Origin of the sequence: Pseudonocardia sp. C8 (genome assembly GCF_014267175.1) — a bacterium.
In the GTDB taxonomy this organism is placed as follows: domain Bacteria; phylum Actinomycetota; class Actinomycetes; order Mycobacteriales; family Pseudonocardiaceae; genus Pseudonocardia.
This window is the reverse complement of sequence record NZ_JACMTR010000002.1, coordinates 2,047,255-2,069,695: the sequence shown is the minus strand read 5'-3', so window position 1 is coordinate 2,069,695 and position 22,441 is coordinate 2,047,255. Positions and strand designations below refer to the sequence as shown.

The 22,441-nt window shown below is 75.0% G+C and carries 26 protein-coding genes; 13 read left to right on the top strand and 13 right to left on the bottom strand.

Annotation, left to right across the window (positions count from 1 at the left end):
• Positions 1–21 precede the first annotated feature (21 nt).
• Entirely contained in the window at positions 22–864 is an 843-nt protein-coding gene (locus tag H7X46_RS10335; RefSeq protein ID WP_186359195.1) for an aldo/keto reductase, read from the bottom strand.
• Entirely contained in the window at positions 861–1,829 is a 969-nt protein-coding gene (locus H7X46_RS10330) for a bile acid:sodium symporter family protein (RefSeq protein WP_186362576.1), read from the bottom strand. The genes H7X46_RS10335 and H7X46_RS10330 overlap by 4 nt, the downstream gene beginning before the upstream one ends.
• 94 nt (positions 1,830–1,923) lie before the next feature.
• Here H7X46_RS10330 and H7X46_RS10325 point away from each other — a divergent pair, with 94 nt between their 5' ends.
• The gene (locus H7X46_RS10325) at positions 1,924–2,688 is read left to right on the top strand and encodes a sulfite exporter TauE/SafE family protein (RefSeq protein WP_186359194.1); all 765 of its coding nucleotides are present in this window, start codon (positions 1,924–1,926) and stop codon (positions 2,686–2,688) included.
• Between the two features lie 299 nt (positions 2,689–2,987).
• On the opposite strand, the gene H7X46_RS10320 is transcribed toward H7X46_RS10325, so the two are convergent.
• The 5 genes from H7X46_RS10320 to cobC form a co-directional block, all read right to left on the bottom strand.
• Positions 2,988–3,161: a hypothetical protein gene (locus H7X46_RS10320; RefSeq protein WP_186359193.1), complete on the bottom strand. Its 174-nt coding sequence runs from the start codon at positions 3,159–3,161 to the stop codon at positions 2,988–2,990.
• 774 nt (positions 3,162–3,935) lie between these two features.
• Positions 3,936–5,087 (bottom strand): bifunctional RNase H/acid phosphatase, encoded by a 1,152-nt coding sequence (locus H7X46_RS10315; protein ID WP_222131843.1) that lies wholly within the window; start codon positions 5,085–5,087, stop codon positions 3,936–3,938.
• Positions 5,088–5,089: 2 nt separating this feature from the next.
• On the bottom strand, positions 5,090–5,815 hold the full coding sequence (locus tag H7X46_RS10310) for a zinc ribbon domain-containing protein (protein WP_186359191.1): 726 nt from the start codon (positions 5,813–5,815) through the stop codon (positions 5,090–5,092).
• Positions 5,812–6,978 (bottom strand): Nif3-like dinuclear metal center hexameric protein, encoded by a 1,167-nt coding sequence (locus H7X46_RS10305; RefSeq protein WP_186359190.1) that lies wholly within the window; start codon positions 6,976–6,978, stop codon positions 5,812–5,814. Before H7X46_RS10305 ends, H7X46_RS10310 begins: the two co-directional genes overlap by 4 nt.
• Positions 6,975–8,072 (bottom strand): Rv2231c family pyridoxal phosphate-dependent protein CobC, encoded by a 1,098-nt coding sequence (cobC, locus tag H7X46_RS10300; protein WP_186359189.1) that lies wholly within the window; start codon positions 8,070–8,072, stop codon positions 6,975–6,977. The genes H7X46_RS10305 and cobC overlap by 4 nt, the downstream gene beginning before the upstream one ends.
• Before the next feature lie 66 nt (positions 8,073–8,138).
• On the opposite strand from cobC, the gene H7X46_RS10295 reads away from it, so the two are divergent.
• Both H7X46_RS10295 and H7X46_RS10290 read left to right on the top strand, forming a co-directional pair.
• Positions 8,139–8,654 (top strand): low molecular weight protein-tyrosine-phosphatase, encoded by a 516-nt coding sequence (locus H7X46_RS10295; RefSeq protein ID WP_186359188.1) that lies wholly within the window; start codon positions 8,139–8,141, stop codon positions 8,652–8,654.
• A complete protein-coding gene (locus H7X46_RS10290; protein ID WP_186359187.1) occupies positions 8,651–9,511 on the top strand; it encodes a fructosamine kinase family protein in 861 nt (286 codons plus the stop codon). The genes H7X46_RS10295 and H7X46_RS10290 overlap by 4 nt, the downstream gene beginning before the upstream one ends.
• On the opposite strand, the gene H7X46_RS10285 is transcribed toward H7X46_RS10290, so the two are convergent.
• From H7X46_RS10285 to H7X46_RS10275, 3 genes are all read right to left on the bottom strand, one after another.
• Complete coding sequence (locus tag H7X46_RS10285; protein ID WP_186359186.1) at positions 9,505–10,782, bottom strand: cyclopropane-fatty-acyl-phospholipid synthase family protein; 1,278 nt, start codon at positions 10,780–10,782, stop codon at positions 9,505–9,507. The genes H7X46_RS10290 and H7X46_RS10285 overlap by 7 nt on opposite strands.
• A 30-nt stretch (positions 10,783–10,812) precedes the next feature.
• Complete coding sequence (locus H7X46_RS10280) at positions 10,813–12,156, bottom strand: FAD-binding oxidoreductase (protein WP_255426484.1); 1,344 nt, start codon at positions 12,154–12,156, stop codon at positions 10,813–10,815.
• Between the two features lie 75 nt (positions 12,157–12,231).
• Positions 12,232–13,344, bottom strand: a complete 1,113-nt coding sequence (locus tag H7X46_RS10275) for an alpha/beta fold hydrolase (protein WP_186359184.1) — start codon at positions 13,342–13,344, stop codon at positions 12,232–12,234.
• An 83-nt stretch (positions 13,345–13,427) separates the two neighbouring features.
• Here H7X46_RS10275 and H7X46_RS10270 point away from each other — a divergent pair, with 83 nt between their 5' ends.
• The gene (locus tag H7X46_RS10270; protein ID WP_186362575.1) at positions 13,428–14,573 is read left to right on the top strand and encodes an acyl-CoA dehydrogenase family protein; all 1,146 of its coding nucleotides are present in this window, start codon (positions 13,428–13,430) and stop codon (positions 14,571–14,573) included.
• 42 nt (positions 14,574–14,615) lie between these two features.
• Here the strand turns inward: H7X46_RS10270 and H7X46_RS10265 are convergent, their stop codons facing one another.
• From H7X46_RS10265 to H7X46_RS10255, 3 genes are read right to left on the bottom strand one after another with little or no spacing between them, the layout of a single operon-like run.
• Positions 14,616–15,443, bottom strand: coding sequence for an ABC transporter ATP-binding protein (locus H7X46_RS10265; RefSeq protein WP_186359183.1), 828 nt, complete (start codon positions 15,441–15,443; stop codon positions 14,616–14,618).
• Positions 15,440–16,531 (bottom strand): iron chelate uptake ABC transporter family permease subunit, encoded by a 1,092-nt coding sequence (locus H7X46_RS10260; protein WP_186359182.1) that lies wholly within the window; start codon positions 16,529–16,531, stop codon positions 15,440–15,442. The genes H7X46_RS10265 and H7X46_RS10260 overlap by 4 nt, the downstream gene beginning before the upstream one ends.
• Positions 16,528–17,523, bottom strand: a complete 996-nt coding sequence (locus H7X46_RS10255) for an iron ABC transporter permease (protein WP_255426483.1) — start codon at positions 17,521–17,523, stop codon at positions 16,528–16,530. Before H7X46_RS10255 ends, H7X46_RS10260 begins: the two co-directional genes overlap by 4 nt.
• Before the next feature lie 206 nt (positions 17,524–17,729).
• On the opposite strand from H7X46_RS10255, the gene H7X46_RS10250 reads away from it, so the two are divergent.
• From H7X46_RS10250 to H7X46_RS10210, 9 genes are all read left to right on the top strand, one after another.
• On the top strand, positions 17,730–18,392 hold the full coding sequence (locus H7X46_RS10250; protein WP_186359180.1) for a dihydrofolate reductase family protein: 663 nt from the start codon (positions 17,730–17,732) through the stop codon (positions 18,390–18,392).
• A 117-nt stretch (positions 18,393–18,509) separates the two neighbouring features.
• Positions 18,510–18,989: an Asp23/Gls24 family envelope stress response protein gene (locus tag H7X46_RS10245; protein WP_186359179.1), complete on the top strand. Its 480-nt coding sequence runs from the start codon at positions 18,510–18,512 to the stop codon at positions 18,987–18,989.
• A gap of 2 nt (positions 18,990–18,991) precedes the next feature.
• On the top strand, positions 18,992–19,321 hold the full coding sequence (locus H7X46_RS10240) for a hypothetical protein (protein WP_370588693.1): 330 nt from the start codon (positions 18,992–18,994) through the stop codon (positions 19,319–19,321).
• Positions 19,318–19,671, top strand: coding sequence for a hypothetical protein (locus tag H7X46_RS10235; protein WP_255426114.1), 354 nt, complete (start codon positions 19,318–19,320; stop codon positions 19,669–19,671). Before H7X46_RS10240 ends, H7X46_RS10235 begins: the two co-directional genes overlap by 4 nt.
• 24 nt (positions 19,672–19,695) lie before the next feature.
• Complete coding sequence (locus H7X46_RS10230) at positions 19,696–19,884, top strand: hypothetical protein (RefSeq protein WP_186359177.1); 189 nt, start codon at positions 19,696–19,698, stop codon at positions 19,882–19,884.
• On the top strand, positions 19,881–20,255 hold the full coding sequence (locus H7X46_RS10225) for a hypothetical protein (RefSeq protein ID WP_186359176.1): 375 nt from the start codon (positions 19,881–19,883) through the stop codon (positions 20,253–20,255). Before H7X46_RS10230 ends, H7X46_RS10225 begins: the two co-directional genes overlap by 4 nt.
• Before the next feature lie 39 nt (positions 20,256–20,294).
• Positions 20,295–20,846 carry a DUF6286 domain-containing protein gene (locus tag H7X46_RS10220; protein WP_186359175.1) on the top strand — a complete coding sequence of 184 codons (552 nt, stop codon included), beginning with the start codon at positions 20,295–20,297 and terminating at the stop codon, positions 20,844–20,846.
• A gap of 1 nt (position 20,847) precedes the next feature.
• The gene (locus H7X46_RS10215; protein ID WP_186359174.1) at positions 20,848–21,558 is read left to right on the top strand and encodes an alkaline shock response membrane anchor protein AmaP; all 711 of its coding nucleotides are present in this window, start codon (positions 20,848–20,850) and stop codon (positions 21,556–21,558) included.
• Between the two features lie 57 nt (positions 21,559–21,615).
• A complete protein-coding gene (locus H7X46_RS10210; protein ID WP_186359173.1) occupies positions 21,616–22,368 on the top strand; it encodes a 3-hydroxybutyrate dehydrogenase in 753 nt (250 codons plus the stop codon).
• Positions 22,369–22,441: the final 73 nt, after the last annotated feature.

Sequence of the window (22,441 nt, the reverse complement as noted above, 5' to 3'; positions counted from 1 at the left end):
CCGGACGGCGACGCGGCCCGTTCACAGCATCTGCAACGGCCGGGCCCGGTCCGGCGGCGGGAACGCGCGGTCCAGCGCGGCGAGGTCGTCGGCGGTCAGGGCGAGCCCGGCGGCGGCCCGGTTCTCCTCGACGTGCGCGGTGCCGGTGGCCTTCGGGATGGCGAGGACGTCACCGTCGCGCAGCACCCAGGCCAGCGCGACCTGGGCGGCCGTCGCACCGTGGGCCGCGGCGACGGCGTCGAGCGCGGGGTGGCCGAGCAGCCGTCCCTGCTCGATCGGCGAGTACGCGGTCACCGGGATGCCGCGCTCGCGCAGCCACGGCAGCAGGTCCCACTCCGGGCCGCGGCGGGTGAGGTTGTAGAGGATCTGGTCGGTGGCCGCGCCCGGATCGATCGCGGCGAGCTCGGCCATGTCCGCGGCGTCGAGGTTGCTGACGCCCCAGTTCCGGATCTTCCCGGCGTCGCGCAGCTCGTGGAACGCGGCGACGGTCTCGTCGAGCGGGTGCCCGCCGCGCCAGTGCAGCAGGTAGAGGTCGATCCGGTCGGTGCCCAGCCGGCGCAGCGCGCGCTCGGCGGCCTCGACGGTCCCGGCCCGGGAGGCGTCCCACGGCAGCACCTTGTCGACCAGGAAGATCTCGTCGCGCCGGTCCCCCAGCGCCGCGCCGACGAGCTCCTCGGCACCCCCGTCGGCGTACATCTCGGCGGTGTCGACGACGGTCATGCCCAGGTCGACGCCGTGGCGCAGCGCGGCGATCTCGTCGGCCCGGCGGGCCGGGTCCTCGGCGTAACCCCAGGTGCCCTGGCCGAGCGCGGGGACCCGCTCGCCCCCGGGCAGGACGACGGTGGGGAGCTCGGCCCGGCTCACCGGTCCGCTCCGTCCACGGTCGCCCCCGCCGGCTCGGGCGTCACCGGACGGCGGGACCAGTACCCGGCCAGTGCCGCACCGGACACGTTGTGCCACACCGAGAAGACTGCGCCGGGCAGCGCCGCGGCCGGGCCGAAGTGCACGGTGCCCAGTGTCGCGGCGAGCCCCGAGTTCTGCATGCCGACCTCGATGGACACCGCCCGCGCGGCACCGAGGTCGAGCCGGAACGCCCGGGCCACGCCGTACCCGAGTGCCAGTCCGGCGAGGTTGTGCACGGCGACCACCGCGGCGATCGCGAGACCGGCGGTGAGCAGCGAGTCCGCGGACCCGGCGACGACGGCGAGCACCACTGCCGTGATCCCCAGTACCGACACCAGCGGCAGCGCGGGCGTCACCCGGTCGACGAACCCGCCCGCCCAGCGGCGCAGCAGGAAGCCGAGGACCACCGGCACCAGCACGACCTGCACGATCGACAGGAACAGGCTGCCCGGCGAGACCGGCAGGAACCGGCCGGCGAGCAGCAGCACGAGCAGCGGTGTCAGCAGCGGTGCGACGAGCGTGGACACCGAGGTCATCGCCACCGACAGCGCCACGTCGCCGCGGGCGAGGAAGACCATGACGTTCGACGCCGTCCCGCCCGGGGCGCACGCCACCAGGATCACGCCCACCGCGATCTCCGGGGGCAGGTCGACGAGGACGGTGAGCAGCCAGCCGAGCGACGGCATGACGACGTACTGGGCGCACAGCCCGATCGCGAAGGCCTGCGGACGGCGCGCGATGTAGGCGAAGTCGACCGGCCGCAGCGTCATGCCCATCCCGAGCATGATCACGGCGAGCAGCCACGGCACCGCCGACGTCCAGCCCTCGAACGCCCCCGGGACGGCCAGTGCCACCGCCCCCGCGACCAGGACGATGACCGGGAACCATCGCCCGACCACGTCGCCCACCTGCTGGACCCGCTGCATCGCACCCACACGGGCACTCTTGCACCGGCCCCGGTGCCGCGGGCACACCGGGTGTCCGGATCGCGGGACGGACCTCGCGGGTTACGGTCCGGTGGTGATCGACCTGTCGCAGCCGTGGGCACTGGTCTTCCTGCTCGTCGCCGGGCTGTTCGCGGGCGCGGTGAACGCGGTCGCGGGCGGCGGATCGCTGCTGGTGTTCCCGGCCCTGCTCGCGGTCGGGTTCCCGCCGCTGACCGCGAACGTCACCAACTCGGTCGCGCAGTGGCCCGGGTACGCCGGCATCGTCCTCGGTGCCCGCCGGGACCTGCCCGGCCAGGGCCACCGGATCGTGGGCACGGCGATCGCCGCCGCGCTCGGCGCGGGGATCGGGTGCGCGTTGCTGCTGGTGCTGCCGGCGGCGGTGTTCGACGCCGTCGTCCCGGCCCTGGTCATCCTGGCCAGCCTGACGATGGCGGTCGGGCCGTACCTCAAGCGGTGGATCGGGGATCCCGCGGTCGCGGAGCGGGACCGCACGCCCGCGCTGCTGGTGGCGGTGTTCCTCGCCGCGATCTACGGCGGCTACTTCGGCGGTGCGCTCGGCGTCGTCCTGATCTCCACGCTCGCGCTGTTCGCGCACGACGAGCTGCGCCGGCTCAACGCGCTCAAGGGTGTGCTGTCGGTCGTGGTCGCGACGGTGACGGTGGCGGTCTTCGCGATCGGGGCCCCGGTCGACTGGCTCGCGGTGGCCCTGCTGGCGCCGACGACGCTGGCCGGCGGCTACCTCGGCGCGCTCCTCGCGCGGCGGATGCCGGCGAACCTGCTGCGCTGGACGGTCGTGCTGCTCGGGATCGCGGTCGGCATCGCGCTGTTCCTGCAGTGACGGCCCTGCGGTGACGGTCGTGCGGTGACGCCCCGCGTCCGACCGCGCGCGACTGGACGCTCACCTGTTCGCCGTTCGCTCACGGGTTCGGCCGTCGCTCGCGGGATCGGGTGAGTGTTGTCCGGTTCGGTGAGCGTCTGTGGGGCGACGGACGAATGGCCTGCGACAGGCGAAGTGACCCGCGACGGGCGAATGGCCCGCGACGGCGACTGGGCTCCGACATGCGAATGGCCTCAGACGTGCGACGGCCCGCCCTGCGGGAGCGCCGGGCGGGCCGTCGTCGGGCCGGGATCGCCGGATCAGAACTCGTGGGCCATGTCGTGGCCGAGGTCGGTGTCCGGGTCGGGCTCTCGGACGGGAGCCCCGATCGGGCGAGACGTACCCCGTCGCTGCTGCGGCATCCGCGCGACCACCTTCATCTCGTGGGCCAGGTCGTAGCCGTAATCGTGATCGTCGGACTGCGCACCGGACATCGCCGTCTCCGTTCCCCGCACCAATGAGACTCACGCTCCGTACGCGAACTGCCCCGTACGGTGCCCATCGATCATCACCCGGGCCGGGAGGCCGGACAACAGTACGCAGTGGACGACCCCCGTTCGGGGCATGACAGGATCGATTCAGCGGGCGATCGGTGCCGGCACCGGGCAGCCGGAGACGCACCGGCTCGCCCCTGCCGAGCGGGACCGCGCTGATCGATCGCGGCACCACCGCCGAGTTGCACGACGTCGCCCCACCCCGCGGCACGATCGTGCAGATCGACTCCCGCGGAGGCGGCCGAGACTCGCGAAGGCGCCCTGCCCGTGGCGCAGCCGCGCTGATCGAACCTGGCGAAGTACCCGACACGCACGAAATCGCCCGCCGCAGGGCAACGTCGTGCAGATCGACCCCAACATTTGTGCTCGACACGCACGAAACCGCCCCGGCGAGGGCCAGACCGTGCAGATCGACCCCAGCGTCGCGCTCGACGCGCACGAAATCGCCCACCTCAGGGCGACACCGTGCAGATCGATCCGCATGCAGCACTCGACACGCACGAAACCGCCCCACCTGGGGCGAGACCGCGCAAATCGAACCCCCGCCTCGCGCTCGACACGCACCAAATCGCCCCGGCGAGGGCGAGACCGCGCAGATCGACCCGGCGCGGCGTTCGAGAGGCACGGTGGCGCCCGCCCGGGTGCCGGGCAGGGAGACCCGGCCCGCGGTCCGCCGACCGCGTCACGATCCTCGGCGCGCAGGGCGCGGCCCCGTCACCCCAGGTAGGAGGTGTCGTTCACCAGCCGCACCGAGGCCCCGCCGTCCGGGTAGAAGTCGGCGACGCTGGTGCAGGCCAGGTCCAGGTGCATCCGGAACAGCACCTCGTCGCCCGCGCCGAGCGCCTCCCGCAACATGAGCTTGATCGGCGTCACGTGGCTGACGACGATCACCGTCTCCCCGGGGAACTCCTCGACGATCCGGCGCAGCTCGGCCCCGACCCGCTCCCCCACCGACCGGAAGCTCTCCCCGCCGGGCGGCTCGACGTCGGCCGAGCCGAGCCAGCGGCCGTGCAGCTCCGGGTCCCGCTCGCGGGCCTCGGCGAAGGTGAGCCCCTCCCAGCCGCCGAAGTCGGTCTCGATCAACCCGTCCCGGACCTGCAGCGGTGCCCCGGTCGTCTCGGCGACGGCGGCGGCGGTCTGCCGGGCCCGGCGCAGCGGCGACGACAGCACCGCGGCCGGTGTCACCCCCTGCTTCCGCAGCCGTGCGGCGAGCGCCCGGGCCGCCGCGGCGGCCTGCTGTTGTCCGGTCTCGTTCAGCTCCGGGTCGCCGTGCCCGGAGTAGCGGCGCTCGATCGACAGGGCGGTCTGGCCGTGCCGCAGCAGGATCATCCGGACCGGCGTGCCTGCCTGGCCGGTCCAGGCCGCGGCGGCGGCCGCGGAGCCGTCCTGCGCGGCGGCGACCTCGGCCTGCTCGGTCGGCGGCGCGGTGGGTTTCGGCGCCGGACCGGCCGCCGCCGCGACGACCGGGCTCGACTCGCCGTCCATCGCCTTGTTGGCCAGGGCGTCGGCGCGGGCGTTGTCGGCCCGCGGGATCCAGGTGAAGCCGACGTGGTCGAACCCGGACACCAGCGCGCGGGCGGTGTCGGCGAGCTCCCGCAACGCCTCGTTCTTGATCTTCCAGCGGCCGCTCATCTGCTCGATGACCAGCTTCGAGTCCATCCGGGCGTCGACCTCGGTGGCCCCCAGGTCGCGGGCCGCGGTCAGGCCGGCGATCAGCCCCCGGTACTCGGCGACGTTGTTGGTGGCCGTGCCCAGCCCGTCGTACACCTCGGCGAGCACCTGGCGGCCCGCGGCGTCGAGCACGACGGCGCCGTAGCCGGCCGCGCCCGGGTTGCCGCGCGAGCCGCCGTCCGCCTCCACGACCAGCTTCACTGCCCACGCACCAGAATCGCGCCGCACTCCTCGCAGTGGACGACGTCGTCGGCCGCCGCGCCGCGGACCTGGCTGAGGAAGGTCCGGTCCAGCTCCAGCCGGCACGCCCCGCACCGGGACTCGCGCAGCGCCCCGGCCGCGACCTGGCCGCGGCCCCGGATCCGCTCGTACTCGGTCAGCAGCTCCGCGGGGATCGCGCCCACCAGCTCGTCGCGGGCGCGGTCGCGGCCGGCCCGGGCGGCGTCGAGGTCGGCCTCGGCCGTGTCGCGCCGACCGGTCAGCTCGGTGACCTCCTCCTCGGCGGCCGCCAGCTCGCCGCGGGCGTGGTCGAGCTCGACGCCGACGGCCTCACGCTCCTCCATGAGCCCGAGCTGCTCGTCCTCCAGCACGCCCTGCCGGCGGGCCAGGGTGTCCAGCTCGTGCTGCAGCTCGGTCGCCTGCTTGGCGCCGACACCGGACCCGGCCAGCAGCGACCGGTCGCGTTCGGTGCGGGAGCGGACGCCGTCGACGTCACGCTCCAGCCGGGCGATGTCCCGGTCCAGGTCGTGGGCCCGGGTCTCGGCCCGGACCACCGCGTCGTGCGCCTTCCGGACCCGCTGCTCTGCCTCGGCGAGGCGCTGGTGCTCGGGCAGGTTCTTCCGCTGGTGGGCGAGCCGGCCGAGCTCGGCGTCGACCTCGGCCAGCTGGAGGAGCTTCGCCTGCACCGTGGGGTCGGCCTTCATGAACTCGCCTCCGGATCGGGTGATGTCGCAGCGGTCGTCCAGGGGTCGGTGCGCCGGCGGGACACCGACACCGCGACGCTACCGCCGAGCTCCGCGCGCACGACGCCGGCCGCCTGCCCGCACCACGGCCACTCCGACGCCCAGTGCGCGACGTCGACCAGCGCCGGCGCCGGGCCGCCGGGGCCGGTCCCGGCCAGCGCGTGCTCGGACGCCGGGTGGTGGCGCAGGTCGGCGGTGACGTAGGCGTCGACGCCGGCCCGGGCGGCGGACCCGAGCGCCGAGTCCCCGGCTCCCCCGCACACCGCGACCCGCCGGATCGCCCGGTCCGGGTCGCCGGCCCCGCGCACGCCCCACGCGGTGGCGGGCAGCGCCCGCGCCACCCGCTCGGTGAACGCGGAGAACGGTTCCGGGGCCGGCAGCGTCCCGACCCGCCCGAGCCCGCGCGACGACGGCAGCGGCGCCATCTCCAGCAGGTCGAACGCGGGCTCCTCGTAGGGGTGCGCGGCCCGCAGCGCGGCGACGACCGCGCCGCGCCGCGCCCGCGGCAGCACCATCTCCAGGCGGGTCTCCGCGACCCGCTCCAGCTTGCCGATCTCGCCGATCGCCGGGGCGGCGCCGTCGAGCGGCAGGAACTGTCCGGTGCCGGCGGAGGCGAACGAGCAGTGCGAGTAGTTGCCGACGTTCCCGGCGCCCGCCTCGGCCAGCGCGGCGTGCACCTGGGCGATCGCCGGCCCGACCGGCACGAACGTGACGATCTTGTCCAGGGCCGGGCCGGGTTCCGGTTCGAGCGGGCCGTCGACCTGCAGGCCGAGCGCGCCGGCGAGCGCGTCGGACACGCCGGGGTCGGCGAGGTCGGCGTTGGTGTGCGCGGTGAACAGCGCGACCCCGTGCCGGATCAGCCGGTGCAGCAGCGCGCCCTTGGGGGTGTCGGCGCCGACGCCGTGCACCCCGCGCAGCAGCAGCGGGTGGTGGGTGACGAGCAGTCGGGCGCCCGCACCGATCGCCTCGTCCGCCGTCTCCGGGGTCGGGTCGACGGCGAACAGCACCCGGTCGACCTCCTCGGCCGGGTCGCCGCAGACCAGCCCGACGGCGTCCCAGTCCATCGCGAGGTCCGGCGGGTAGGCGGCCTCGAGCACGCCCACGACGTCCGCGACGGTGGTCATGCGACCACCGCCAGCGCGCGCAGGGCCGCGTCGAGCTCGTCGACGAGCCGGCGGGCGACCTCCGGGGCGCGCACCGCGACCCGGATGTGGTCCGGGCCGAGCCCGGGGAAGGTGTCGCCGCGGCGGACCGCGAGGCCGGCCTCGCGCAGCAGCCGCCGCACGTCGGGGCCGGTGCCGTCGGGCAGGTGCAGCAGCAGGAACGGCGCCGTCCCCGGCTGGACGGCGACCTCCTCGATCGCCGACAGCGCGGCGACCATGGAGGCGCGGTGCGCGGCGAGCTCGCGGGCCCGCTGGTCGGCCGCCGACAGCGCCTCCGGCTCGCAGCAGGCGACGATCGCCTCGAGCGCGGGCGTCGACACCGGCCACGGCGGGCGCGGCGCGGCGAGCCGCGCGAGCAGCCCCGGGGCGCCGAGCGCGTAGCCGGCGCGCAGCCCGGCGAGCGCCCACGTCTTGGTCAGCGAGCGGAACACCAGCAGGCCGGGCAACCCCTCGTCCCCGGCCAGGCTCTCCGGCTCGCCCGGGACGGCATCGGCGAACGCCTCGTCGACCAGCAGGACGCGGCCCGGCCGGGCGAGCGCGCGGACGTCGCCGGCCGGGTGCAGCACGCCGGTCGGGTTCGTCGGGTTCCCGACGACCACCAGGTCGGCCTCGTCGGGCACCGCCCCCGGATCGAGGACGTGGCCGGCGGCCGGGTCGGTGAGGACCCGGGTCACCGGGACCCCCGCCGCCCGCAGCGCGGCCTCCGGCTCGGTGAACCCGGGGTGGACGACCGCGGCCAACCGCGGACGCAGCGCCGGGAGCAGCGCGAAGCCCTCCGCGCTGCCGGCCAGCGGCAGGACCTGCTCCGGGGTGCGGCCGTGCCGGGCGGCGACCGTGGCCCGGGCCCGGGCGTCGTGGTCGGCGCGCGGGTAGCGGCCGAGCCCGTCGAGGGTGGCGGCGAGGCGGTCCCGCAGCCACGACGGCGGGCCGTCGCCGACGACGTTGACCGCGAAGTCGACGAGACCGTCGGACGCCTCGCTGTCACCGTGGTGGCGCAGGTCGTGCGCACCCGGGCCACCGGACCCGCGACCGGCCGGAGCGTGATCGAACGGCATCCGGTCACCCTACGGCGGGGGTGCGACGCGCCCCGCACCACCCGAAGCGTGCGCCGACAAGGGACAATGGCCGCGTCACCGTCGACGTCCGCGCCCGCTCCCCGCTCTGGAAGGACCATCACCGTGAACGTCGTGTTCGTCTGTAGCGGCAACATCTGCCGCTCGCCGATCGCCGAGAAGATGCTGGCCGCCGAGGTGGAGGCCGTCGGGCTGTCCGACCGGGTCCGGGTGACCAGCGCCGGGACCGGGCACTGGCACATCGGCGCGCCGATGGACCCGCGCGCCGCCGAGGTGCTCTCCGGGCGCGGCTTCGACATCACCCACAGCGCCCGCCAGGTCGACGCGGAGATCCTCGCCGCGGACCTGCTCGTCGCACTCGACTCCGGTCACCTGCGGTCGCTGCAGTGTTCGGTGCCGGATCCGAAACGGGTCCGGCTGCTGCGCTCGTTCGACCCGGACGCCGCCGAGGGTGCCGAGGTCCCCGACCCGTACTACGGCGGCCCCGACGGTTTCGACGAGGTCTACGAGATGATCGTCGCCGCGCTGCCCGGCCTCGTCGAGTACGTGAAGCGCCACGCGTGAAACCCGCCGACGTCGCCCGGCTGACCGGCCGCGCCGTCGTCGCGGAGCTCGGCGGCCGGCCACCCCGGTTCGCGCTGGACGGCGGCGCGACCGTCGTCGTGAAGGACGGTGCCGCCGACCCCGGCTCGGTCCGCGCGGAGGCGGCCGGGCTGCGCTGGCTGGCGGTCCCCGGCGGCCCGCCCGTCCCCGCGGTGTACGGGCACGACGACGCCGTGCTGGTCACCGGCGCGGTCCCGGCCGGCCGGCCCACCGCGGCGGCGGCCCGGGAGTTCGGGCGCCGGCTGGCCGTGCTGCACGCGGCCGGCGCCGACGCGTTCGGCGCGCCGCCGCCGGACGGCCCGGAACGGGCCTGGATCGGCCGCACCGGCATGCGCAACCGCCCGCACGGCGGCCCCTGGGGCGACTGGTTCGCCGCCGACCGGGTGCTGCCCTACCTGCGGACCGCCCGCGACCGAGGCACGCTCACCCGTGACGACGCCGCCGTGATCGAGCAGGTGTGCGACAGGATCGGCGACCTCGCCGGCCCGGAGGAGCCGCCGGCCCGGCTGCACGGCGACCTGTGGTCGGGGAACGTGCTGTGGTCCACCGAGGGCCCCACGGGCGGCTCGGCCTGGCTGATCGACCCGGCCGCACACGGCGGGCACCGCGAGTCCGACCTGGCGATGCTGGAGCTGTTCGGGCTCCCGCACCTGGACACCGTGCTGGCCGCCTACGACGAGGCCGCCCCGCTCGCCGACGGCTGGCCCGGCCGCGTCCCCCTGCACCAGCTGTTCCCGCTGCTGGTGCACACCGTCCTGTTCGGCGGCGGGTACGCCGGCCGGGCCGTCGCCGCCGCCCGGGCCGCGCTCGCTCAGTAGGCCCCGTGCGGGCCGCGCAGCGGGAACCCGGACGACCCGTCGGCGTGCAGCTTCACCCCGAGCACCTGGTGGAGCTGGATGTTGTTCATCTCGAACCCGAGCCGGGACGCGGCCATGTAGAGCCGCCACACCCGGGCCCGCCCGAGGCCGACCTCGGCGACCGCGTCGGTCCAGTTCCGCTCCAGGTTGGCACCCCAGTCGCGCAGGGTCAGCGCGTAGTGCTCGCGCAGGTTCTCCTCGTGCCGGATCTCGAACCCGGCCTGGTTCATCGCCGTCACGATCGTGCCGACCGGCTCCAGCTCGCCGTCCGGGAAGACGTAGCGGTGGATGAACGGGTCGGTGTGCCGGTGATCGGGCCGGTACGGCTGGGTGATGCAGTGGTTGAGCATGCGCCCGCCGGGACGGAGCTTGGCCAGCATCGACCGGAAGTAGCTGCCGAGGTGGGCCTTGCCGATGTGCTCGGTGAGCCCGATCGAGGAGACGGCGTCGTAGACCCCGTCCGGGACGTCGCGGTAGTCGAGGTGGCGCACCTCGGCGAGCGAGCCGAGCCCCTGCCGCTCGATCTCCGCCTGCGCCCACGCCGCCTGCTCCCGGGACAGCGTGACGCCGAGCGCCCGCACGCCGTGCTCGGCGGCGGCGTGCCGCACCATGCCGCCCCACCCGCAGCCGACGTCGAGCAGGCGCATCCCCGGTTTCAGGTCCAGCTTGTCCGCGACCAGCGCGTACTTGTTCGCCTGCGCCTGTTCCAGGGTCGCGTCGGCGTCCGGGTACGCGGCGCAGGTGTAGGTCATCGACGGGCCGAGCACGAACTCGTAGAACCGGTTCGACACGTCGTAGTGGTGCGCGATCGCCTGCGAGTCGCGGCGCTTCGAGTGCAGCAGCCCCCGCGGCCGTGCCTCCAGGTCCGGCGGCGGCATCCGGTGCTCCCGCCAGTACGGCAGCAGCCGCCGGGCCAGCCACAGCTGCTCCTTGCGCGGGATCGAGTGCAGGGTCACCTCGGCCATCGCGCGCAGCCCGGTGTAGAGGTCACCGTCGACGTCGATCTCCTCGGTGACGTAGGCCCGCGCCAGCCCCAGCGAGCCGGGGGCGCTGACCAGCCGCGCCAGCGCCCGCGGCGACCGGACCTTCACCGTCACCGGCGCGCCGGACGGCCCGCTGCTCGACCCGTCGAACGCCTCCACCCGCAGTTCGGGCGACCGCCCGATCACCCGGGACAGGATCCCGGCGACCGGCTCGGTCGTCACCGTCCGTTGTTCCAGTACTCCCGTCATCGCCGAACCACCCTTGTCGAACGGACCGGCCTAGCGACCGGTCACCTTGCGGTACAGGTCGGGCGCCCGCCCGTCGGGGTCGTACCGCTCCTTCACCGCCCGGTACGCCGCGCCGTTGTAGTGCGCCCAGAACTCGTCCTCGTCGTAGTGCACGGTCGAGTACAGCGACTTGTGGCCGCCGAGGTCCGCGACGGCGGCCTCGACCAGCCGGTTGTGTGCCCACCGGTCGCCGGGCCGCTCCGGGACCGACGACCAGAACCCGACGTTCACGTAGAGCCGGCCCGGCTCCATCGGGTACAGCGGCCACGCCCGCTCGCCGCGCAACCGCATCGGGCACAGCCACACCGGGGCGATGCCCACCTCGGTGTGGAAGAACTCGAGGAACTCCGCGAGCCGCTCCACCGGGATCTCCACGTCCTGCACGACCATCTCCTCGGCCGTCCCTCCCAGGGCGCTACGTACCCGGTTGGAGGCGCCGAAACGCTGGTCGAGCGCGACGAGGCGGCGGTAGACGTCGGAGCGCCGGTAGCGGCGCGGCCAGAACCGGCGCACCAGCGGGTGCTGCACGCCGAACGCGCGCGAGCACCAGAACCAGTCCGGGTCCCAGCGCCAGATGAAGTCGTGCACCGTCAGGTGGTCGACCGGGCGCCGCTGCAGCGAGCGGTAGAAGATCTCCTGACCGGTGTAGTCGGAGACCCGCGCGCCGGGCATCGGGGCGTCGACGAACTCGCCGGTCGTGAGGTACTGCTCGTCCGCGCCGAACACGACGCCGTCGAGGAAGTCCGCGCCCGAGCCGGCGAGCTCGGAGATCCCGCCGGCCACCGCCGTGGCGGTCGGGTACCGGCGGTGGGTCAGCCGCACGAACGGCCGCACCGGCTGCAGCTCGATGACGAGGCGGACGGCGTAGCCGAGCGTCCCGTAGGAGTTGGGGAAGGCGGCGAACAGGTCGGCGTGCTCGCCGTCCGGGGTGACGTGGAGCAGTTCCCCGGCCGGGGTGAGCACGTCCATCTCCCGCACCGACTCGTGCGGCAGGCCGTGCCGGAACGACGTCGACTCCACCCCGAGCCCGGTCACCGCCCCGCCCAGGGTGATCGTCTTGAGCTGCGGGACGACCAGGGGCATCAGCCCGTGCGGCAGGGTCGCCGCCACGATCGTCTCGTAGGTGGCCATGCCCTGGACCTCGGCGGTGCTGACGGGCGCTCCGCCTGCGCTCCGCGCCGCCGCCCCGCCCGGGTCGACGGCCAGCACGCCGTCCAGCGCGGAGGTGTCCAGCCGGTGGGCGCCGCGGCCGGTGTCCCGGTCGCCGAACCGGAACAGGTTCGACGACGGTTTGCCCAGCTGGACCCGGCCGGCGCCGGTCCGGGCCCGTCGCATCTCCTCCACTGCCCGGTCATGTGCGACACGGGATCCGCCGGGCACGAGCGCCACCATGACCGCGACGATAGCCCTCTACCGTTTGCGACGCTCACCGTTTTGTGGCGGACCGGGCCGGCCGGCGCCCGACCCGGCGCCGTCCCAGTCGGCGAGCGCCCGGTCCAGCTCCGGCCAGGTCGTGCACCGGGCCCGCCGCCCGGTCAGGACGCCGAGGTGTCCGCCGGGTGCGGTCGTGAACCGCACCTCGGGGCTGCCGGTGAGCAGCCCGACCGCGCTGCGGACCGCCTTCAGCGGCGCGATGACGTCGTCCCGGCCGGCGACGACCAGCACCGGGACGTCGACGTCGGCCAGCTCGACGTCGCGCCCGGCGAGCCGCAGCGCCCCGGAGGCGAGGTCGTTGCTGCGCAGCATGAGGTGGAAGATCTGCCCGAACACCCGCCCCGGGTAGCCGTGCATGTTGTTCATCAGGTGGTCGACGGCCTCGATCTGGGCCAGGCAGTCGCGGTCGTCGATCCGCGACAGCACGGCCAGCGGCCGGGTGACCAGCTTGTCGACCGCGGTCAGGTGGAACGCCCAGCTCACGACCGGCGCCGGGAAGCTGCCGATCCCGCGGTAGAGCGAGGACACCACCCGGCCGCCCGCGACCTCGGCCAGCGGGCGCAGCGGCGCCACCAGCGGGACGCGGGAGATGTCGACCGGGGTGCCGATCACCGACACGCTGCGCACCGGCAGCCGGGCCCGGTCCCGCACGGCGGCCGCGACGGTGAGCAGGGCGAAGATCCCGCCCAGCGACCAGGCGACGAGGTGGACGTCGTCGCCCTCGGCCGAGGCGACCTCCCGCACGGTCGAGGGCAGCAGGTCGTCGACCCAGTGCTCGATGCCCAGCGACCGGTCGGAGAACGACTTGGGGCCGTAGTCGACGAGGTAGACGGTGCGGCCCTGCTGCAGCAGGTGCTCGACCAGGGAGCAGCCGCGGCGCAGGTCGTAGGCGAAGTCCGGGGCACCCAGCGGCGGGACCAGGAGGACCGGCGCGCCGCCGCACGGGTCCACACCGGACAGCGGGCGGTAGCGGTACAGGATCCCGGACGGCGAGCCGACGATCGCCTCCCGCGGCATCCGCTCGAGGTCGGCCAGATGCCCGACGACGGTCCGGTCCCACACGTTGGCGACGGCGTCGACGAAGTGCACGGCGGGAGCGTACGGCACGCGGGGGTCACGCCGGGCCCGTGCGGACGACCGGAGTTACCGACGAGTATGTGACACTCACGACCATGCAGCGCGACATCTTCGACGACGAACACCACGCGTTCCGCGACCTCTGCCGCACCTTCCTCGCCAAGGAGGTCGTCCCGCACCACGAGCAGTGGGAGGCCGACGGCCAGGTCGACCGCGCGATCTGGACGACGGCCGGTGCGGCCGGGCTGCTCGGCACGGGCGTGCCCGAGGAGTACGGCGGTGGCGGGGTCGACGACTTCCGCTACAACGTCGTCCTCGACGAGGAGATCGTCGCCGCCGGGACCAGCGGGATCGGCTTCCCGCTGCACAACGACGTCGTCCAGCCCTACCTGCTGCGGCTGGCGACCGAGGAGCAGAAGCAGCGCTGGCTGCCCGGGTTCTGCTCCGGCGAGCTGATCACCGCGATCGCGATGACCGAGCCGGGCACCGGTTCCGACCTGCAGGGCATCGCGACCACCGCGAAGCAGGAGGCGAGCGGCGACTGGATCCTCAACGGCTCGAAGACCTTCATCACCAACGGCATCCTGGCCGACCTGGTGATCGTCGTCGCGAAGACCGACCCGGACGCCAAGCACCTGGGCTTCACGCTGTTCGTCGTCGAGCGCGGCATGGCCGGGTTCGAGCGCGGCCGGCGGCTCAAGAAGGTCGGCATGAAGGCCCAGGACACCGCCGAGCTGTCGTTCACCGACGTCCGGGTGCCGGACGCGAACCGGCTCGGCGAGGTCGGCCAGGGCTTCGTCTACCTGATGCAGAACCTCGCCCAGGAGCGGCTGTCGATCGCCGTCACCTCGGTGGCCGCCGTCGAGGCCGCGGTCCGCATGACCCTGGAGTACACCAAGGAGCGCACGGCCTTCGGCCGCCCGGTGGCGAACTTCCAGAACACGCGCTTCGAGCTCGCCGAGATGGACACCGAGGCGACGGTCGCGCGGACCTTCGTCGACCGGTGCATCCGCGAGCACGTCGAGTCCGAGCTGTCGGTCCCGGACGCCGCCAAGGCCAAGTGGTGGTGCTCGGACCTGCAGAACCGGGTCGTCGACCGCTGCGTGCAGCTGCACGGCGGCTACGGCTACATGCTCGAGTACCCGATCGCCCGCGCCTTCGTCGACGGCCGCGTCCAGGCGATCTACGGCGGCACGAACGAGATCATGAAGGAGATCATCGGCCGGTCGCTGATCGGCTGACGCCTCGTGAGCGCTTCGGAGGGTCCTGGCCCTCCGAACCACTCACCGGGCCTCGGGTACCACCAGCGGGGTGCCGGTGACCGGGTCCGGGATGACCCGGGCCCGGAGCCCGAACACGTCGGCGAGCAGCTCCTCGGTGATCACCTCGGCGGGGCTGCCGCCGGCGACGATCCGGCCGTCCTTCATCGCGATCAGCCGGTCGGCGTAGCGGGCGGCCAGGTTGAGGTCGTGCAGCACCATGACGACCGTCCGGCCGGCCTCGGCCTGCAACCGGCGCACCAGCTCCAGGACGTCGACCTGGTGGGCCAGGTCGAGGAACGTGGTCGGCTCGTCGAGCAGCAGCAGGTCGGTGTGCTGGGCGAGCGCCATCGAGATCCACGCGCGCTGGCGCTGGCCACCGGAGAGCTCGTCGACCGGGCGGTCGGCGAGGTCGGACAGCCCGGTCCAGGCCAGCGCGTCGGCCACGGCCCGCTCGTCGTCGGTCGACCACTGGCGGTACCAGGCCTGGTGCGGGTGCCGGCCGCGGGCGACCAGGTCGCCGACGGTCAGTCCCTCGGGCGATGCGGGCGACTGCGGCAGGATGCCCAGCACCTTCGCGACCTCGCGGGTCGGCGTCCGGTCGATCCGCTTGCCGTCCAGCACGACCTGGCCGGCCCGGGCGGGCAGCAGCCGGCCCAGTGCGCGGAGCACGGTCGACTTCCCGCAGCCGTTCGGGCCGATCACCGTGGTGACCTCGCCGGGCCGCACCTCGAGGTCGAGGCCCTCGACGATCGTCCGCGGCCCGTAACCGAGCGAGACCCCCTCGGCCCGCAGGCGGGCCTCACCGTGCGGCACCGGTGTCATCACCTGGTCCGGTCGGGTCGACGTCATGCGCGGGCCTCCTGACGGGGACGGGCGAGCAGGTAGAGCAGGTACGGGGCGCCGAGGACGGCGGTGACGATGCCCACCGGCAGCTCGACGGAGCCCAGCGCGGTCCGGGCGATCAGGTCGGCGAGGACGGTCAGCGCCGCGCCGAGCACCATCGACACCGCCAGCGGCGGGGTCCCGGTGCGGCACAGCCGCTGCGCGATCTGCGGGGTGACCAGGGCGACGAACGCGATCGGCCCGGCCGCCGCCGTCGCCACCGACGCGAACACGACCGCGACCAGCAGCAGCGCGGTCCGCGAGCGGTCGACCCGGACCCCGAGCCCGCGGGCGGTGTCGTCGTCGTAGCGCAGCGCGCCGAGCACGTGGACGAGCACGAGCGAGGCCGGGACCAGCACCAGCATGGTCCCCGCCAGCGGCAGCACCTCGTTCCAGCTGCGTGCGTTGAGGCTGCCGGTCAGCCACACCTGCGCCTGGGCGGCCTGATAGATCTGGGCGACGGTCAGCAGCCAGTGCACCGCGGCGATCAGCACCGCGTTCACGCCGATACCGACCAGCACCAGCCGGAAGCCCTGGATGCCGCGCCGCCAGGCCAGCAGGTAGATGACGACGGCGCCGAGCAGGCCCCCGGCCAGCGCGGCGAGCGGGATGCCCAGGGACGCGAACAGGCCGCCGACCCCGGCCGTCCCCCCGCCGAGCACGATCACGAACACGGCCGCCGCGGACGCCCCGGCCTGGATGCCGATGATGTCCGGGCTGGCCAGCGGGTTGCGGGCGATGGACTGGAAGATCCCGCCGGAGACCGCCAGCGCGGCGCCGACCAGGGCCCCGACCAGGGTGCGCGGCAGCCGCAGTTCCAGGACGACGAGCTGCTGGCCCGCGTCGCCGCCGCCGAACAGCGTGAGGAGCACGTCGGTGATCGCGATCGGGTAGTCGCCGCGGCCCAGGTTGACCGCCGCCGCGAGCACGAGCACCACCGCGGACAGCGCGAAGACCACGACCGGACGGACCCGCCAGACGACCGAGGCCCCGCGGTAGCGCAGCGGCGTGCGGCCGGGGACGAGGACGCCGGGTCCCCAGGACTCGCCGCTCATATCGCCCCCAGCTTCCGGCGCCGCACGAGCGCGATGAACACGGGCGCCCCGATCAGCGCGACCACGATGCCCACCTGCAGCTCTCCGGGGCGCGCGACGAGCCGGCCGACGACGTCGGCCAGCAGCAGCAGCACCGCTCCGGCGAGCCCGGCCGCCGGGAGCAGCCACCGGTAGTCCGGCCCGGTGAACGACCGCACCAGGTGCGGCACGACCAGGCCGAGGAAGACGATCGGGCCGCACGCCGCCGTCCCGGCCCCGGCCAGCAGGGTGATCGCGGCGACGCCGACCAGCCGCGTCCTGCGCACCGAGTGGCCGAGCGATGCGGCCACGTCGTCGCCGAGCGAGAGCGCGTTGAGCGCCGGGGCGCTGGCGAGCGCCAGCACCGCGCCGATCACGATGAACCAGACCACCTGGCCGGCGACGCCGGCGTCCCGGCCGGCCAGCGACCCGACGTTCCAGAAGCGGTACGCGTCCAGGCTCGTCTCGTCGATCAGCACCACCGACGACGTCAGCGCCTGCAGCAGGAAGCTGACCGCGGCGCCGGACAGCGCCAGCGACACCGGGGTCGCCCCGCCGGGGGCGCGGGTGCCGATGAGGAACACCACGGCACTCGCCACGAAGGCGCCGGCGAAGGCGAACCACACGTAGCCGAACAGCGAGGTCACCCCGAACAGGTAGATGCCGCACACCACGAAGAACGCGGCACCGAAGTGGACGCCGAGCAGGCCGGGGTCGCCGAGCGGGTTGCGGGTGAAGCCCTGCACGAGCGCGCCCGCCAGGCCCAGCGCGATCCCGACCAGCACGCCGAGCACGGTCCGTGGGATCCGCAACGAGCGGATGACCACGTCGTTCTCGCTGCCGGTCGGGGCGACCAGCGCGGACAGGACCTCGTTCACCGGGATGACCTTCGCCCCGAGCGCGATGCTGGCCAGCACCGCGACGAGCAGCGACACGGCCAGCGCACCGAGGCCGAGCAGCCGGCGCTGCCGCATCGAGCGCTGTGGTGCCGGGGCGCCCGCGGGGCGGGGCCGGACGCGGATCGCGTTCACGTGACTGCGGTCCCCCCTGTACCGGTCGATACGGCACTGGTCGTTCCGACGCACCGGGGTCGGCGCGGCACCGCTCACCATAAGTGAGGCTGCCCTACGGATGAACACCACGTGGGTCACGTCCCGGCGCCGGAGGGCATCCTCGGCGGATGCAGACGTCTCCACGGGTCACCGCCGTCATGGTGTCGTCACTGGACGGAGCGGTCGTCGCGGGCGGGGCCGGGTCGCGCGGCCTGAGCACCCCGGCCGACCGCACGCTGTTCCGCGCGCTGCGCCGGTCGGCCGGGGTCGTGCTGGTCGGGGCGGGCACCGTCCGCGACGAGGACTACCGCGGCGTCCGGCCCCGCCGGCCCACCCCGGACGACCCCGAGCCCGGCCCGCCCCCGCCGCTCGCCGTGGTCACCGGGTCGGCGGACCTCGACCCGGGCGCGGCGCTGCTCACCGACACGGTCACGCCGCCGATCGTGCTCACCACCGGGGCCGCACCCGCCCGCCGCCGGGAGGCGCTGCAGGCCGCCGGGGCCGACGTCGTCGTGCTGCCCGACCTCGCGCCGGCCACCCTGCTCGGCGAGCTCGGCCGGCGCGGGCTGCACGACGTGCTGTGCGAGGGCGGGCCCACCCTGCTCGGCGCGCTGGTGGCCGCGGACGCCGTCGACGAGCTGCGGCTCACCCTGGCCCCGGTGCTCGTCGGCGGGCCGGCCGGGCGGATCGCGGCGGGCCCGGTCGCCGCCGAGCCGCCGCGCGGCATGCGGCTCGCCGGGCACACCGCCGACGACGACGGGACCCTCCTGCTGCACTACGTCCGGGCGTGATCACCCGCCGAACGGGTGAACTCCCGTGAGGATCCCGCCCCGCGGGGCATCTCACGTGTGACCGCAGTACGACGACGCCGGCGGGCCCCGCGGCCCCGCAGGCGAGAGGAGCAGGACATGACCTCCAGCACTCCGGCCACGACGACCGGCACCAGCCCGGCGAAGATCGGCGACGACACCAGCCAGGGCAAGACCTCGATCGCCGCCTCCGTCGTGCAGAAGATCGCCGGCATCGCGGCCCGCGAGGTCTCCGGCGTGTACTCGATGGGCTCCGGTGCCTCCCGCGCGTTCGGCGCGCTGCGCGAGCGGATCCCCGGCGGCGGCTCCACCGGCGCCTCGAACGTCGCCGGCGTGGCCGTCGAGGTCGGCGAGAAGCAGGCCGCGGTCGACCTGGACATCGTCGTCGAGTACGGCGTCGCCATCGCCGACCTGGCCAAGGCCGTGCGCCGCAACGTGATCGGTGCTGTCGAGCGGATGACCGGCCTCGACGTCATCGAGGTCAACATCGCGGTGAACGACATCCACCTCGCCTCCGAGGACGACGGCGACGACGAGTCCGCCCAGGCCTCCGCCCCGACCGGCCGCGTCGTGGAATGACGGTGACCCCACCGCCGGGCGGGCCCGATCCGGACCCGGCCGCGCTGGCCGAGCTGGTGGCCGACGCGGTGGCCGCGCACCCCGCCGTCGCCCGGCTGGACGGCGGGGTCTTCGGCACGGTCGCGACCTGGCTGCCGGGGCGCAAGCTGGTCGGGGTGCACGTCGGCAAGCCGGGCGAGCCGGTGGAGGTCGGGGTGGTGCTCACCCTCGACCGGCCGATCCCGGCTACCGTCGCCGCGCTGCGCCGCACCGTCGCGCCGCTGGTCGGTGACGTCCCGGTCGACGTCGTGGTCGCCGACGTGGAGGTCCCCGGCGGGGACGGTGGCGCATGACAGCACAGGCGGAGGTACGGATGGACGAGCGGGGCGTCCGCAACGGGCTCACCCCCGAGCAGCGCGCCGCCTACCGGTCGTTCGTCCGTGCCCACCACCCGGACCGGGGCGGTGACCCGGAGGTCTTCCGGGCCGGCCTGGCCCACTACCGGGCGCTGGCCGCCGCGCAGGCCGCGGACGTGGCCGGTGCTCCCGCCGACCCCGACGACCGGCGCTACGACGGGCCGATCGAGATCGTCCCGGACCTGCCGTTCCCGGCCCGGGTGCTGGTCGCGCTGATCCGCACCGCCCGCCGCCGCACCCGCCCCCGGGTCGACCGCCCCGGCTGGTTCGACTCCCGCGACTCCTGACCTCACATCTGCGAGGAGAGACTCATGAACGCCACCCAGACCGGCCTGCTGGCGGGCCTGCTGCTGGGGATCGCCGGCGCCACCGGCGGGTTCCTGGCCTTCGTCATCACGCTCGTGCTCGGCGCCATCGGCCTGCTGGTCGGCCGGGCGCTCGACGGCGAGCTCGACGTCAGCGGCCTCAGCGGCCTGCTCGGCCGGGGCCGCGACCGGTGACCGCGCTCGCCGACCCGGAGGAACGCGGGGCGCTCGAGGTCGACCCCGCGGTCCTGAAGAAGATCGTCGAGTACGCGGCCGACACCGCGTCGGCGACCCGGCACCGGACCCGCCGGGTGGCCGGTCTGGGCGTCGGCGAGGCCGGCCCGAGCGCGAAGGTCCGCTCGCGCGGCGCCGACGAGCTCGACGTCCGGCTCTGGCTGACCCTGACCTACCCCGGTGCCGTCCGGGCCGCGGTCGCCGAGGTCCGCGAGCGCATCGCCGCGGACCTGCTCCGGATGACCGGGCGCCGGCTGGGCCGGTTCACCGTCGAGGTGGACGCCCTGCAGGCCGACGGCCCGGCGCGGACCGACACCGCCCGGGTCCGGTAGGACCCCCGACCGTCACAACAGAGAGGCAGGTGACACGCCGTGCGTGTCCTGCTCCGCGTGCTCGCGCCGCTGGTCAGCCTGGCCGTCGCCGCGGCAGGTGCCCTGCTCGTCGTCGAGGTCGTCGCGGCCTGGGTGAGCCCGGGTTCCGGCGCCGGGCTCCTCGTGCCGTGGCGGGACTGGCGCACGACCGCCGGGAACGTCCTGTGGGCCGACACCCCGGTGCTGTGGCTCGCGATCGCCGCGATCGTCGCCGGAGTGGTGCTGCTGGTCGTCGGGCTGCTCGCCCGGCGCCACGACGTCGCCCTCACCTCGCCGTCGCCCGGGCTGACGGTGACCACCGCCCCGCGCGTGCTGGCCCGCCTGGTCGGCGGCCGGGTGCGCGCCGTCGACGCGGTCACCGCCGCCACCGTCACCGCGTCCGCGCGTTCGGTCTCGGTGCGGGCCCGCGGCCGCGGCGAGACCACCACGGTCGCCGACGAGGCCCGCGCCGCCGCGTCGGGCGTGCTCGACGCGTTGCCGCTCGCCCGCCGGCCCCGGCTGACCGTCCGCGCCGCCCCGGAGCAGCCGGGCCCGTCGAAGGGAAGGCACTGAGATGTCCGCCGACACCACCCCGGTGGAGGGCAACGGCGCCGGGCGCCCGCAGCCACCGGACGACACCCGTGCGGCCGCCCCGGCCCACCCGCGCAAGGTGGCGAAGGCGGCCCGGAAGGCGCAGTACCGCTCGGCCGGCGGGGCCCGCTGGGGGCTCACCCTGCTGGGGCTGGCACTGCTGGCCGCCGGGGTCCTGACCGTGCTGCTGGTCGCCGGCGTCTTCGGGCGGAACCGGCCGCAGCGGCCGCTGCTCGACCCGGTCATCCAGGAGTTCCTGGTCGCCCAGGCGACCGTGGCCCGGATCGTGGCGATCGTCGCCGGTCTCCTGCTGCTGGTGCTCGGCCTGCTCTGGGCGGCCCGGTCGCTGCGCCCCGAGCCCCGGCCCGACGTCGTGCTCGACGACGGCGCCGGCACGGCCATCCGGATCCACTCCGCGGCCGCCGCGGACGCGGTCGCCGACGGCGCCGCCGGGCTGCCCGGCGTCACCCGGGCCCGCGCCCGGATGGTCGGCAGCACGCACTCCCCCGCGGTGCGGGCCACCGTGTGGATCGACGAGGACATCGCCGACGACGAGGTCGCCGAGCTCTGCCGCCGGCTGGACGCCGAGGTGCTGGCCCAGGTGCGGGACGCCCTGGGCCGCCCGGACCTGCCGGTCGCGGTCCGCCTGGAGCTCGACTCCGGGCGCCACGCCGGCGGCCCGCGGGTCACCTGACCGGCCAGTGATCCACTTCACAGCGGGCGGCTCGGGCGGGCGTCGTACGGTCGCACCATGAGCGCAGTGCTGGACGGCAAGAAGGCCCTCGTGACCGGCGCCGGCAGCGGGATCGGGGCCGCCGTCGCCCGCCGCCTGGTGGCCGACGGCGCCGCGGTCTACGCGGTCGACCTCGATCCCGGGAAGCTCGAGCCGCTGGCCGCCGAGAGCGACCTGGTCACGCCGCTGACCTGCGATCTGTCCGACCTGGACGCGGTCTCCGAGCTCCCGGGCGACGTCGACGTGCTGGTCAACAACGCCGGCCGCCAGCACGTGTCCCGGCTCGAGGAGTTCGACCCGGAGACGTTCTCGCACATCATCCGGCTGATGCTCGAGGCGCCGTTCCGGCTGATCCGCGGTTCCCTGCCGCACATGTACGCCCGCGGCTGGGGCCGGGTCGTGAACATCTCCAGCGCGCACGGCCTGCGGGCCTCGCCGTACAAGTCGGCCTACGTCTCGGCCAAGCACGGGCTCGAGGGCCTGTCCAAGGTGACCGCGCTGGAGGGCGCCGAGCACGGGGTCACCAGCAACTGCATCAACCCCGCCTACGTCCGGACCCCGCTGGTCGAGGCGCAGATCGCCGACCAGGCACGCACGCACGGCATCTCCGAGGACGAGGTGATCGAGAAGATCATGCTCACCCCGGTCGCGGTGAAGCGGCTGATCGAGCCCGCCGAGACCGCGGAGCTGGCGGCGCTGCTGTGGGGGCCGGCCTCGGCCTCGATCACCGGGACCTCGCTCAGCCAGGACGGCGGCTGGACCGCCCGGTAGGGGTTCCGGCCATGGCTCACCGGGTTCTCACCCGCGGCCCGGCACACTCGCCGGGTGCACCGGGCTCGTGGCG